Source organism: Agrobacterium sp. DSM 25558, assembly GCF_900100825.1.
Classification (GTDB): Bacteria; Pseudomonadota; Alphaproteobacteria; order Rhizobiales; family Rhizobiaceae; genus Agrobacterium.
On record NZ_FMUD01000003.1, the window covers coordinates 1 to 12414 of the forward strand.

Sequence of the window (12414 nt, forward strand, 5' to 3'; positions counted from 1 at the left end):
ATACCGGGAAAAGATGACACTTTGCCTCCGGCAAAAGTCGAGTAGAGGCGACAAATCCAAGTGGATTTGCGCCGGTAGAGGCGCAAACTCTGCGAGTTTGCTCTGGCGCGATAAATCCCATAGGGATTTACGCTGGTAACGCGGGGTGGAGCAGCCCGGTAGCTCGTCAGGCTCATAACCTGAAGGCCGCAGGTTCAAATCCTGCCCCCGCAACCAAAAAATTCCAAAAATTCGATCATTTAAAATACAGACACAAAGCGCCTCACAAATACTCGTAGAAAAGCCTTTTGCGGCGGGCAGCCGTGTCGATCTCAACCGACACAAGCCGGGGTATCACTTCGGTCTTGGCAGAGGCGAGGTAACGCTGTTCAATCATGTCGATAACCTCCAAATATCCCATGATGGTGGGGATGTCGCCATGCACCTGCAAGGATGCTGGCTGGCGGCCCCGGGTCTTGCACATCATCACCGTCTGGATCAGATCCCGCACGATCAGCATCACGCGAAGCTAAGCCTTCTTATCGACATTGTCACGAAGTGAAGCCGCCATGTCGTTCACCACCCCACCCTCAAAGAGAGGGATTGCTTGCTGACGGGGACCGGTTATATTTCTTTGGCTTAGGGAGAAAAGCTTGGGAGGAGCGTTTTATGAGACGGATGTGGCCGGATGAATTCAATTCTATTCTGAACGAGGCGCGGGAGGTTACACTTGATGTTCCTGCAGCAGGCCCCGACGGGGACGTGACCAAGCGGAAGGCATTGAGCGCGCGTCTGACGCAGGCGGACTATGAGCGCATATGGCCACTCGCCGAGATACGGTACCGCGTCCAAGGTCGTTTGTCGGGCAAGGCCATAACGCTGATCACCAACAATCCTCACTATCAGAAATGGCACCCAGTGGATGGCGGATTTGAGGAAGAGATTTCCGACAGTGGTAAGCCATTTCAAACAAAATATGTCGTCGTGCATTTTTTGCTGGATGACGTCAGCGACAAGGTGGAGGCCTAAGTACCGCTTGGAGCATTTCCCCTGAAACAGTAGAGGGCTTCGGGTAAAGCTATGCGCGACCGGCACGTTGGAGCAGATGTCTTTCAGCTCGACGCAATTCCAAGCTCGGCCCGCAGTTTCTTCGTTAGTCCTCTTGCTACCAATTCATAAGACCGCAAAACATAGTGCTCCACTTCCGATGCGTCGAGCGGAGAGTGGTCTGAGATCGATATCCATTTGCGTTTGCTGAAGTAGGGGGCCTGCCCTATTCCTTCCAGGGCGGTCAAAATCTCGAAGCTCTCTTCCGAGCATTTGACGACAAGCCGCCAATTTTCCCGCTCGCCCAACACGGCGAAGACCTTATCCCCTACCTTGGCGACATGTGAATCCCACTGATCAACGAAATGAACACCCGGCCATGTTTTCAAGGTCGAATCAAAGCTTTGGCGGTCGAATAGGCTCATGTGATTTTTTCCGCAATCAACGCTGCAAGTCGTCTGGCCACCTCACTTTTTTCGAGATCGGGCCAGTCCTGTATGCCTATCTTTGAGATAACCTTCACGCTATTGCGGTCACCGCCCATCACGCCGGTGGTGGCGGACACGTCGTTAGCGATAATAATATCGGCTCCTTTGCGCTCCAGCTTTGCACGTCCGTTGGTTTCAACGTCCTGCGTTTCCGCAGCGAAACCGACGACGATACCTGGCCTGTTCGCATGATGGCCGACTGTCTTGAGGATGTCGGGGTTTTCCGTCAATTGTAGCACTGGCGGTAGGTCGTCCGGGTGTTTCTTGATCTTCTGATCCGCGGACGCCGCAACACGCCAATCAGCGACAGCTGCCACCATCACGGCGATATCGGCCGGCAGGTGAGCAAGCACTACGTCTAGCATCTCTTCGGCACGCTCAACATGGACAGTCGTTACGTTGGACGGGTCGGTAATCGTGACCGGGCCAGATACCAGCGTCACGTCCGCACCCAGTGCCGCGAGGGCTTTTGCGATGGCGTGGCCCTGCTTGCCGGAAGAGCGATTGGCGATGTACCGCACCGGATCGATCGGCTCGTGCGTCGGGCCGGAGGTGACGATTGCTTTCTTTCCTGCCAAAGGCTTTGGCCCATCATCAAGCAGCGCTTCGACAGTCTCGACGATTTGCAAGGGCTCCGCCATGCGGCCAAGTCCAGCTTCGCCTTTTTCTGCCATTTCACCCCCCATCGGCCCGATGAAGTGGATGCCATCGATTTTCAAGGTTTCGACGTTACGCTGCGTCGCCTTGGCGCTCCACATTTTGGGGTTCATGGCCGGTGCGATGAGAATTTTACGCTCCGTAGCGAGCAGTACGGTAGAGGCCAGATCGTCGGCCAGTCCGTTTGCCATCTTTGCCATCAGGTCAGCCGTAGCAGGTGCTACGAGCACCAGATCGCAGTCCCGTGCCAATCTTATATGGCCGACGTCCTGCTCATCCTGTCTCGAGAACAGCTCTGTAAACACATGGGTAGCAGACAAAGCGCCGACAGCAAGCGGAGTGACGAACTCCTGCGCGCCGCGTGTCATCACCGGCGTGACCTTTGCCCCTCGCTCCCTCAAGCGGCGGATGAGATCGAGGCTCTTATAAGCCGCGATACCGCCCGAGATAATGAGAAGAATATGTTTGCCTGAAAGCGCCATGATGCCGGACCAATTTCCATTTCATGGGGAAACTAAGCGCTCAGCTTTCAAAGTGCAATCACGCGTTCAGCTTCTACCGCTCTAAGCAATGCGACCGTGGATGATGGGAGTTTCAGAGAGGGGCATTGGCGAAAAACCATAGGTGTTCAAAACCGCAGCCACGGCCTGCTCGGCAGCTCGCTCTGTTGCGGCATGTACCATCGCGATTGGCTGGCCTTTTTCTACTTTCGTTCCCAATGGCAGGATATTCGAAATTCCAACGCGATGATCGATGATATCGTCAGGTTTCCTCCGCCCGCCGCCAAGTTCGACAACGACCATGCCGAGATCACGGGTCTGACACGATGAGAGCCAACCTATCTGCGGAGCCATCACCGGGACGATATGCGGAGCAGATTTAATATAGCGATCCGGCTTTTCGACGAAATCCTTCGGCCCGCCGAGATCGGATACCATACGGCCGAAGAGATCCATCGCCGCACCGCTCGCCAGCGCGTCTCTGGCCTTTTCTGCACCGTCCTCAAGCGTTGAAACAAGCCCAGTCTGAACCAGCATTTCGGCGGCAAGGGCAAAAACGAGTGTCTCGATACGTGTGCCCGACTTCTTGCCGCGGAGAAAATCGAGGCAGTGGATTATTTCGACTGCGTTGCCGGCGGCGTCGGCCAGTGGTTGGTTCATGTCGGTGAGGAGGGCGGATGTTTTCACGCCCGCGCCATTGGCGACATCGACAAGCGACCGCGCCAGTGTCTCAGCCTCATCCGGGCTTTGCATGAAAGCACCATTACCGAACTTCACGTCCAGCACCAATGTATTCAGCCCCGCCGCCAGCTTCTTCGATAAGATGGAGGCTGTGATCAATGGCACCGAATCGACGGTCGCCGTTACATCGCGAATGGCATAAAGCCGTTTGTCCGCAGGAGCGAGGTCTCCCGTCTGGCCGATGATGGCGCAACCCGCTTTGGCCACTGTGCGGCGGAACAAGGCTTCGTCCGGCATGACGTTATAGCCTGGGATTGATTCCAGCTTGTCCAGTGTGCCACCTGTATGACCAAGCCCCCGGCCTGAAATCATCGGTACGGCCAACCCGCAAGCCGCAACGATCGGCGCGAGCATGAGCGAGACATTATCACCGACGCCACCAGTGGAGTGTTTGTCGGCGATGGGTTTGTCGATATTCGACCAGCAAAGAACATCGCCGCTGTCGCGCATTGCAAGGGTCAGCGCAATCGTCTCATCCCGGCTCATGCCACGGAAAAAAACCGCCATAGCGAAGGCCGCGGCCTGCCCTTCGGAGATTCCGTTGTTGGACAAGGCGTCGATGAAGGCGGTAATCTCAACGGCCGTCAACGTTTCGCCATCACGTTTGCGACGGATAATTTCCTGCGGGATCATGGCGATCAATAGCCGTTGGATGCCTTGGCCGGTTCACCACCTGCCAGCACATTTACGATATCATCCAGAACGCCGGATGCGCCGAAACGGAAAGTGGAAGGCATGGCCCAGTTGGGCTGCATGATGGTTTCTGCCAAGCGCAAATAAAGCGTGGCATCTGCCACCGTTCCAATCCCGCCAGCGGGCTTGAAGCCGACCTTCTTCTTGCTGTCGCGAATGACCTGCAGCATGATGTCTGCGGCCTCCAGCGTTGCGTTGACAGAAACTTTGCCGGTAGACGTCTTGATGAAGTCCGCGCCTTCGGCAACGGCGATTTCAGAGGCGCGGCGAATCAAAGCCTTGTCTTTCAACTCGCCGGTTTCCAGAATGACCTTGAGCAGAACGGGGGAAACGCAGACCTTACGCACGGCGGCGACCATCTCTGCCACGGCATTTTCATCACCTGCGATGAATTTTTTGTACGGAATCACCAAATCGATTTCGTCAGCACCATCATTGATGGCACGCTCTGTTTCTCCGACGACGGTTGCGAGATCAAGATCGCCCGAAGGGAAATTGACGACCGTGGCAATCCGGATCGAATGGTCCTTACCAAAGGCGGCACGGGCCTGGGCCACGAAACGCGGCCAAATGCAGATCGCAGCCGTATTGCCATATGGCGTATGCGCTTTCTGGCACAGCGCAGCAATCTGCTCCGGAGTGCAATTTTCCTTCAGATTGGTGAGGTCCAGCAGGGATAGGGCGAGAGCGGCAGCTTCACGCGGGCGCTGAAGTTCCATCTCAATTTCCTCCAGAAATCATTTCCGTTAAAATCGCGGCCAGTCGTTTGCCGCCAATCGGGGCCATGTCTTTGGTTTCTTCATGGCTCAGTTCGTCGCCAGTCATACCGGCACCGTAATTGGTAATAACGGAAGCAGCGGCAACACGCATCCCGAAAAATCGCGCGAGGATGACTTCTGGCACTGTCGACATGCCAACGGCATCTGCGCCCAGCGTGCGCGCCATACGGATTTCCGCAGGCGTTTCGAAACTCGGGCCGGAAAACCACATATAGACACCGGTGAACAGCGGAACAGTTGCACGGATGGCGGCATTGCGCATAGCAATCGATAATTCCGCATCATACGCACTGGTCATACCAACGAAACGGCGATCGGTCTCTTCGCCGATCAGCGGGTTCATGCCAGAATAGTTGATATGGTCGGTAATTTGCATCACCGACCCCGGTGGCATGTCGTGCCGTACGGAGCCCGCAGAATTGGTCATAATGAGCGATTGGACGCCGATACCTGCGAGAGCTTCGATCGCGGGTCGCATGGCCGCCGCATCGCCTTTTTCGTAGTAGTGGACACGGCCCGCCAGCATAATGACGGGCTGTCCGCCGAGATATCCCGCCACCAGTTCGCCGGCATGGCCGGAGACGGCACTTTCCGGAAAACCGGGAATTTCCGAATAGGGAATGCGGATGGCGTCTGTGACCTCATCCACCAAAGACCCAAGCCCGGAGCCCAAAACGATGGCGGTTCGCGGCACAAGTCCATTCAGCCTGTCGACGAGAACGTCGATCATTGCGTGATCCATCACGGTAGCTCGGTCTTGAAGCTGAAAGGCAAAAGCTCTTCCATGGTCATGACCTTTTGAACACCGGCCTCGTCACACAGATAGATTTTCGTGTCGGCAGAGGCGAATTCTGCAATCTTCTGGCGGCAACCGCCGCAAGGCGGGCAGAGCGCCAACTTTTCAGCGATGACAGCGATTTCTGCGATCTTCTTTGCCCCACCCATGATCATGGCACTGATAGCGGATGGTTCCGCGCACCAGCCCTGTGGGAAGGAAAGGTTCTCGATGTTGGCACCCTTGTAGATATTGCCGTCTTCGGTGCGGATGGCTGCACCAACGGGGAATTTTGAATAGGGCGCGTGGGCAAAGGCCATGGCCTCGCGGGCGGCTTCGAACAGCTCATGAGACATGGACTAACGCTCCTTCGAATAGGCGACGCCACCGGCCTTCGGCGGTTTTGCAACGCCAATGAAGCCAGCCAGCAGAATGCATGTGAGAACATAGGGCAGGGCCTGAAAAATTTGCACCGGCACTTCCCCAATGCCCGGAATGGCCTTGCCCTGCATGAAGTTTGCCATGGCGTCCAAAAAACCGAACAGCAGGCAGGCGAACATCACGGGAACCGGCTTCCACTTGGCAAAGATCAGCGCTGCCAGCGCAATATAACCCTTGCCCGCAGACATATTAGCAATGAAGGCAGCCGATTGTGCGACGGCAAGATAGGCCCCGGCAAAGCCACAGAGAAAACCGGCAACGATGACCGCGCGGAAGCGCATCCATGCAACCGAAATGCCTGCCGTATCCACCGCACCGGGATTTTCACCGACGGCACGAAGACGAAGACCAAAGCGTGTACGGTAGAGCACCCACCAGGAAATCGGCACGGCGAGAAAGGCGAGGTAAGTCAGAATGTTGTTGCCGGAAATGACGTTGGCGTAGAGCGGACCAATGAAGGGCACTTCGCGCATCATGTCAGCGCCGGGCAGGATAATGGGCGGAAAACGACCTTCGCCAGGGATTTGCGGTGTGCGACCGCCTTGTCCAAACCATGCCTGGCCGAGAACCACCGTCAGACCAGCGGCAACGAAATTCAAGGCCACACCTGAGACAATCTGGTTACCGCGATTGGTGATAACGGCAAAGCCATGCACCAGCGAGAAAAAGATCGCAGTGCCAATGCCTGCGGCAAGTCCGGCCCATGGGTTTCCGGTCAAATAGGCCACGCAGGCCGAGGCAAAAGCCGCCGCCAACATCTTGCCTTCAAGGCCAATATCGAACACGCCTGCGCGTTCGGAAAACAGCCCGGCCAATGCCGTGAACAAAAGCGGGATTGTCAGACGAACGGTCGAACCGAGAATGCTGACCAGCATATCGAAGGTTTCCATGGGCCGTTACCTCTTCACGAATTGCTGGTAGATGCGCACGAGCGCGGGGCGGTACATAAATTCAAGCGCGCCCGCAAACAGGATGACTAGACCCTGAATGACGACGATCATCTCACGGGTGATGTTGGGCATTTCGAACGAGAGATCGGCACCACCCTGATAAAGGATTCCGAAAAGCAACGCCGCAAAGACGATACCAAGCGGGTGACTGCGGCCCATCAGCGATACGGCAATGCCGACGAAACCTGCGCCGCCGACAAATTCCACCTGCAAACGGGCAGACGCGCCCATCACCGGGTTCAACGCCATCATACCCGCCAGACCACCTGATATCAGCATGGCGATGATGACCGTGCGCGAATAGGGAATTCCGGCATAAACGGCAGCAGAGGGGCTGATGCCCAGCGTGCGCATCTCATAACCAAGCTTGGTGCGCCAGATGAGCACCCAGACCAGAAAAGCCATAACGAGCGCGATGATGAAGGAGACGTTGAAAGGTGCCGGCCCCAGCTTCAGCCCGAACATCGCCATCAACCAGTCCAGCTTCGGCAATTGCCCGCCCTGCAGAAAGGTGCGGGTTTCCGGTGCCATCTTGCCCGGCACGATCAGCACATTGACCAGAAGATACACCATCAAAGCAGCAGCTATGAAGTTGAACATGATGGTGGTGATGACGACATGGCTGCCGCGTTTTGCCTGAAGCCAGCCGGGAATGAAGGCCCAGGCCGCACCAAAGACTGCCGCACCGATGACTGCAAACGGCATGGTCACATACCAAGGCACGTAACGGTCTAGCGCGAGTGCCACGAGGGCCGCACCCAAGCCACCAATGTAAGCCTGACCTTCGGAACCGATATTGAACAGACCGGCATGGAAAGCGACGGCCACCGATAGACCGGTGAAGATGAAGCTGGTGGTGTAAAACAGGGTAAAACCAATGGCATCACCCCGACCCAGCGCACCTTCGATCAAAAGCTGCAAGGCGGCGAAGGGGTCTTCTCCAATGCCCCAGACGACAAGCCCGGAGATGAAAAAGGCGGTGAGAATGTTTAAAAACGGCAACAGGCCGTAGGACATCCAGTTGGGGAGAGGGACGGAAGCTGTACTCATGAGCTTTAAAGCCTTTGCCTTATGCGGCGATGCCGGCCATCATCAGGCCCAGCGTTTGTTCTTCGGCTTCCGCCGTTTTCTCTCCAACGACCCGGCCCGCGAACATGACCAGAATACGGTCCGACAGCGACCGTATCTCATCAAGCTCCACCGACACCAGCAGAATGGCTTTGCCCGCATCACGCATTTCGATGATGCGGCGATGGATAAATTCGATGGCACCGATATCGACGCCACGTGTCGGCTGGCCGATGATCAACATCTTCGGATCACGCTCGATTTCGCGCGCAACGACGATCTTCTGCTGATTGCCGCCCGAGAAATTGGCGGTTTTCAAATTCGCATTTGGCGGGCGGATATCGTATTTCTCTATCTTCTCTACGGCATCCTTACGGATGGCTTCTGGATTAAGGAACGGCCCCATGCCGTAGCGCTCGTCGCGGTGATAGCCGAGGATGGAGTTTTCATACTCCTCGAACTTCAGCACCAGCCCCATATGGTGGCGGTCTTCGGGAATATGGGCCAAGCCCAGCTTGCGAAGGACCGCGGGATCGACCTTGTCGACCGTCTTGCCGCCCATCAGAATTTCACCGGAATAGGGTTTGCGAATGCCAGCGATGGCCTCCAGCAGTTCCGACTGGCCGTTGCCAGCGACACCGGCAATACCGACGATTTCGCCAGCGCGCACGTCGAAAGACACATCATCCACCATGGTCACATCACGGCTATCCTTGACCGTGAGGTTGCGGACCGAAAACAGAACATCGCCAGGATTGGCTTGACCCTTTTCTACACGCAAAAGCACGCGGCGGCCGACCATAAGTTCTGCCAGTTCTTCGACTGTTGTTTCGGACGTCTTGCGGGTGGCAACCATCTCGCCGCGGCGCATGACAGAGACCTCGTCGGTGATGGCCATGATTTCGCGCAGCTTGTGGGTGATGAGGATAACGGTCTTGCCCTGATCGCGCAGCACCCCCAAGATTTTGAAGAGGTGGTCGGCTTCCGCCGGTGTCAGCACGCCGGTCGGCTCATCGAGGATGAGGATTTCCGCACCGCGATACATGGCTTTGAGGATTTCGACGCGCTGTTGCAGGCCCACCGGCAAATCCTCGATGATCGCATCGGGATTAACCTCGAGGCCATATTCGTCTTCGAGACGCTTCAACTCCTTGCGGGTTGCCGCGGTGCCCTTGGCCAGGAGCATGCCGCCTTCAGCACCCAGCATGATGTTTTCCAGCACCGAGAAATTCTCGACCAGCATGAAGTGCTGATGCACCATGCCGATGCCGACATCGATGGCCGCCTGACTATCTCTGATGTTGACGGGTTTGCCGTCGATGCGGATTTCACCTGAATCGGCAGAATAGAAGCCGTAAAGGATCGACATCAACGTCGATTTCCCCGCTCCGTTTTCCCCGATGATGCCGTGGATGGTGCCCTTGGCAACGGTGAGATTGATATTCTTGTTGGCGTGTACGGTGCCGAATTTTTTATCGATACCGACAAGCTCGATCGCAGGTTCCATCGTCAACCCAAATGTCTCCGGAGGCTGGATATGAAAAGGGCGCAACGCGAATGCCGCGATGCGCCCTTGTTCCAATAATCACATCACTTTGGGCAAGAGTTGTCAGACATATAGTCGTGAACCTTGACGGTGCCAGCAATGATGTCGGCCTTCGCCTTATCGACAGCTGCCGTCATTTCCGGCGTGATCAGAGCCTTATTATTGTCGTCGAGCGCGTATGCAACGCCGTCTTCCTTAACGCCCAGAGACTGAACGCCACCGGTGAACTTGTCGTCCTTGGTGTCCTTGAAGGCGTTGTAGACAGCCAGATCGACGCGCTTGACCATGGAGGTCAGGACAGAGCCGGGGTGCAGGTGGTTCTGGTTGCTGTCCACGCCGATGGAGTATTTCTTGTTGTCGGCTGCGGTCTGGAGAACGCCGAGACCGGTGGCGCCTGCTGCCGCGTAGATCACGTCCGCGCCCTGATCGAGCTGGTTCTTCGTCAGTTCACCACCGCGAACCGGGTCGTTCCAGGCGGCACCGGTCGTGCCGGTCATGTTCTGGAAGACTTCGATCTTGGCGTTGGCAGCCTTGGCACCCTGTGCGTAACCGCAAGCGAACTTGCGGATCAACGGAATGTCCATGCCGCCGATGAAGCCCACCTTACCGGTCTTGGATGCCATGCCGGCCAAGAGACCAACGAGGTATGAACCCTCTTCTTCCTTGTAGACGACGGAGCGCACATTCGGCAGCTCGACGACGGAATCGACGATCACAAACTTGGTGTCGGGAAACTCGGCTGCAACCTTTTCCATGGCTGACGTCCATGCGAAAGACACGGCAACAACGGGATTGAACCCACGGCTTGCGAAGTTGCGAATCGCCTGCTCACCCTGCGTATCACTGGTTGGCTCGAAATCGCGGTATTCAGTGCCGGTTTCCGCCTTGAATTTTTCCGCGCCTGTCGCAGCGGCTTCGTTGAACGACTTGTCGAATTTGCCGCCCGTGCCATAGACCAGCGCAGGCTTGATGTCCGCAGCCAAAGCGGAAGCCGACATCGCGGCCAGCGCGAAAAGCGTCAGAAGGGATTTTTTCATTGTGCAGCCCTGTTGTTACAGTTTGGTTTTTTAAAGGGTCCTCCCGCAAACCCGAGAAACGGGCATGTCTGCGGAACTGCCAGCCTTTTCTAGACTGTGCGTAAGGATATCCTTGCACGGCTGCGAGAAAAATTCATCCGGTTTTTTTTACCCAGTGGAAAAACCGTTAACTGCTGTTTTCTAAAGCAACATGCGCAAAAAAGTGCGGCGACGTTGCGATAACAATAAGCAATACCGAGAGGGCGGCAAAGGTCAGCGAAAAAAACCGCAATACCTTCGCCTCACCGCTGGTCGGCACAAAGACTTAGCTGATATTGCAGCTCACGCCCGTTCCGCGAAGGCCGCAATAACCGCCGGGATTTTTCGCCAGATACTGCTGGTGATAGTCTTCTGCGTAATAAAACACGTCTAGTGGCTCAATTTCCGTGGTGATCGCCTGTCTGTGACCGGCATCCGTCAAGGCTTGCTGGAATACATCACGGGCGGCCTGGACCTCGGCCAACTGCGCGTCGCTGGTGGTATAGATGGCGGATCGATAGGTCGTGCCGACATCATTGCCTTGGCGCATGCCCTGCGTTGGGTCGTGCTCCTCGAAGAATGTCTTCAGCAATGCTGCCAGCGAAACCTTTGCCGGATCGAACACGACCTTCACCATCTCCGTGTGACCTGTCAGCCCCGTGGTCGTTTCCTGATAGGTGGGATTTCGTGTGATGCCGCCAGCATAGCCAACCGCTGTGACCCACACGCCCGGTGTTTGCCAGAACAGGCGTTCCGCACCCCAGAAGCATCCCATGCCGAGATAAATCGTCTCCAGATTATCCGGGTAGGGGCCTTTCAACGGATTGCCGTTGACGAAATGATGTTCCGGGATCACCAACGGCTCATCGCGACCGGGATAGGCGGTTTCCGGTGTCGGCATGACGGTTTTTTTGGACATCGTATCAAATCCGAACATTGCAGTCTCCTTGCGCGCCCAAACGGGGCCTCTTCTGGCTTCAGCATGAATGTGCGTGACTGTGGCCGGTTCAAGCGGCAAAGCGGCCCATGGCTCTGTGCTTCTTGTATCCAGCCATCCAGAACAGGAGAGACAGGATAAGAAGAACCGCAAAAGCCGGAACCATCGACAGGCCATTTTCGACCCAACGCCACGCTTCAGGATGAATATAGTGCGCGACCCCGGCTTCTACCATGGTGACCGACGCAGGAAAAAATTTCACCCACGCATCCTGCGTGCTCATCAAATCGACGGATGACGTCGAGACAGAGCGGATCGAATCCAGAATGCCGACGCCAACTGCCGCAGCCAGAGCTATGAAGCTGATGAACCGGAAAACCGTTTTCATGGAATGGCCGCTCCGATGATTATCGCAAAACCGCGGGCCGGTTGGCGCGCTATGTTTTGACCGAGAACCCTCTGGATAATGCGGCCAAACCGTCTTTGCAATCCACATCCGTAGCAAGCAATTGTTGCACAAATAAAAAAACTGTCAGATTCGGGTTGATCCCTGCGAATTCATCGGTATATATCGCGCCGTTCCAGTGATTTGCAGTTTTCACGAAATGCAGATGTTTAGACGGACAGGTGGCCGAGTGGTTTAAGGCGCACGCCTGGAACGCGTGTGTGCGTGAAAGCGTACCGTGGGTTCGAATCCCACCCTGTCCGCCATCCCTTCAAGATGTTGACCAACAATCCGACAGCCCCAGCAAGGCTCG

At 56.1% G+C, this 12414-nt stretch carries 14 protein-coding genes and 2 tRNA genes; 3 read left to right on the plus strand and 13 right to left on the minus strand.

What is annotated here, in order from left to right; genetic code table 11:
* The first annotated feature begins 139 nt into the window (after positions 1-139).
* Positions 140-216: transfer RNA gene (locus DSM25558_RS03650), tRNA-Met, on the plus strand.
* A 46-nt stretch (positions 217-262) separates the two neighbouring features.
* On the opposite strand, the gene DSM25558_RS03655 is transcribed toward DSM25558_RS03650, so the two are convergent.
* Positions 263-502: a hypothetical protein gene (locus tag DSM25558_RS03655; RefSeq protein ID WP_143240011.1), complete on the minus strand. Its 240-nt coding sequence runs from the start codon at positions 500-502 to the stop codon at positions 263-265.
* Positions 503-648: 146 nt separating this feature from the next.
* Here DSM25558_RS03655 and DSM25558_RS03660 point away from each other — a divergent pair, with 146 nt between their 5' ends.
* On the plus strand, positions 649-1008 hold the full coding sequence (locus DSM25558_RS03660) for a hypothetical protein (RefSeq protein ID WP_077101915.1): 360 nt from the start codon (positions 649-651) through the stop codon (positions 1006-1008).
* Positions 1009-1091: 83 nt separating this feature from the next.
* On the opposite strand, the gene DSM25558_RS03665 is transcribed toward DSM25558_RS03660, so the two are convergent.
* The 12 genes from DSM25558_RS03665 to DSM25558_RS03720 form a co-directional block, all read right to left on the minus strand.
* Entirely contained in the window at positions 1092-1451 is a 360-nt protein-coding gene (locus DSM25558_RS03665) for an MmcQ/YjbR family DNA-binding protein (RefSeq protein WP_077101917.1), read from the minus strand.
* Positions 1448-2653: a bifunctional phosphopantothenoylcysteine decarboxylase/phosphopantothenate--cysteine ligase CoaBC gene (gene coaBC / locus DSM25558_RS03670; protein WP_077101919.1), complete on the minus strand. Its 1206-nt coding sequence runs from the start codon at positions 2651-2653 to the stop codon at positions 1448-1450. The genes DSM25558_RS03665 and coaBC overlap by 4 nt, the downstream gene beginning before the upstream one ends.
* Before the next feature lie 81 nt (positions 2654-2734).
* Entirely contained in the window at positions 2735-4045 is a 1311-nt protein-coding gene (deoA, locus tag DSM25558_RS03675) for a thymidine phosphorylase (protein WP_077102312.1), read from the minus strand.
* Positions 4046-4050: 5 nt separating this feature from the next.
* A complete protein-coding gene (deoC, locus tag DSM25558_RS03680) occupies positions 4051-4824 on the minus strand; it encodes a deoxyribose-phosphate aldolase (RefSeq protein WP_077101921.1) in 774 nt (257 codons plus the stop codon).
* A 1-nt stretch (position 4825) separates the two neighbouring features.
* Positions 4826-5614: a purine-nucleoside phosphorylase gene (locus DSM25558_RS03685; RefSeq protein ID WP_371479407.1), complete on the minus strand. Its 789-nt coding sequence runs from the start codon at positions 5612-5614 to the stop codon at positions 4826-4828.
* Between the two features lie 11 nt (positions 5615-5625).
* Complete coding sequence (locus DSM25558_RS03690) at positions 5626-6015, minus strand: cytidine deaminase (protein ID WP_077101925.1); 390 nt, start codon at positions 6013-6015, stop codon at positions 5626-5628.
* A gap of 3 nt (positions 6016-6018) precedes the next feature.
* Positions 6019-6990 carry an ABC transporter permease gene (locus tag DSM25558_RS03695; RefSeq protein ID WP_077101927.1) on the minus strand — a complete coding sequence of 324 codons (972 nt, stop codon included), beginning with the start codon at positions 6988-6990 and terminating at the stop codon, positions 6019-6021.
* Positions 6991-6996: 6 nt separating this feature from the next.
* Positions 6997-8100 (minus strand): ABC transporter permease, encoded by a 1104-nt coding sequence (locus tag DSM25558_RS03700; protein ID WP_077101929.1) that lies wholly within the window; start codon positions 8098-8100, stop codon positions 6997-6999.
* Positions 8101-8119: 19 nt separating this feature from the next.
* Positions 8120-9625: an ABC transporter ATP-binding protein gene (locus DSM25558_RS03705; protein ID WP_077101931.1), complete on the minus strand. Its 1506-nt coding sequence runs from the start codon at positions 9623-9625 to the stop codon at positions 8120-8122.
* 83 nt (positions 9626-9708) lie between these two features.
* Positions 9709-10701 (minus strand): BMP family lipoprotein, encoded by a 993-nt coding sequence (locus DSM25558_RS03710; RefSeq protein ID WP_077101933.1) that lies wholly within the window; start codon positions 10699-10701, stop codon positions 9709-9711.
* A gap of 304 nt (positions 10702-11005) precedes the next feature.
* Entirely contained in the window at positions 11006-11656 is a 651-nt protein-coding gene (gene msrA, locus DSM25558_RS03715; RefSeq protein WP_077101935.1) for a peptide-methionine (S)-S-oxide reductase MsrA, read from the minus strand.
* A 70-nt stretch (positions 11657-11726) separates the two neighbouring features.
* A complete protein-coding gene (locus DSM25558_RS03720) occupies positions 11727-12044 on the minus strand; it encodes a hypothetical protein (RefSeq protein ID WP_077101937.1) in 318 nt (105 codons plus the stop codon).
* Positions 12045-12277: 233 nt separating this feature from the next.
* Here DSM25558_RS03720 and DSM25558_RS03725 point away from each other — a divergent pair.
* Positions 12278-12367, plus strand: a tRNA-Ser gene (locus DSM25558_RS03725).
* The last annotated feature ends 47 nt before the right edge of the window (positions 12368-12414 follow it).

Coding starts and splice junctions, on each gene's coding strand:
- DSM25558_RS03710 (WP_077101933.1), bottom strand. CDS start 10,701: ATGAAAAAATCCCTTCTGACGCTTTTCGCGCTGGCCGCGATGTCGGCT.
- coaBC (WP_077101919.1), bottom strand. CDS start 2,653: ATGGCGCTTTCAGGCAAACATATTCTTCTCATTATCTCGGGCGGTATC.
- deoC (WP_077101921.1), bottom strand. CDS start 4,824: ATGGAACTTCAGCGCCCGCGTGAAGCTGCCGCTCTCGCCCTATCCCTG.
- DSM25558_RS03695 (WP_077101927.1), bottom strand. CDS start 6,990: ATGGAAACCTTCGATATGCTGGTCAGCATTCTCGGTTCGACCGTTCGT.
- DSM25558_RS03700 (WP_077101929.1), bottom strand. CDS start 8,100: ATGAGTACAGCTTCCGTCCCTCTCCCCAACTGGATGTCCTACGGCCTG.
- DSM25558_RS03665 (WP_077101917.1), bottom strand. CDS start 1,451: ATGAGCCTATTCGACCGCCAAAGCTTTGATTCGACCTTGAAAACATGG.
- deoA (WP_077102312.1), bottom strand. CDS start 4,045: ATGATCCCGCAGGAAATTATCCGTCGCAAACGTGATGGCGAAACGTTG.
- msrA (WP_077101935.1), bottom strand. CDS start 11,656: ATGTTCGGATTTGATACGATGTCCAAAAAAACCGTCATGCCGACACCG.
- DSM25558_RS03685 (WP_371479407.1), bottom strand. CDS start 5,614: ATGATCGACGTTCTCGTCGACAGGCTGAATGGACTTGTGCCGCGAACC.
- DSM25558_RS03720 (WP_077101937.1), bottom strand. CDS start 12,044: ATGAAAACGGTTTTCCGGTTCATCAGCTTCATAGCTCTGGCTGCGGCA.
- DSM25558_RS03690 (WP_077101925.1), bottom strand. CDS start 6,015: ATGTCTCATGAGCTGTTCGAAGCCGCCCGCGAGGCCATGGCCTTTGCC.
- DSM25558_RS03660 (WP_077101915.1), top strand. CDS start 649: ATGAGACGGATGTGGCCGGATGAATTCAATTCTATTCTGAACGAGGCG.
- DSM25558_RS03705 (WP_077101931.1), bottom strand. CDS start 9,625: ATGGAACCTGCGATCGAGCTTGTCGGTATCGATAAAAAATTCGGCACC.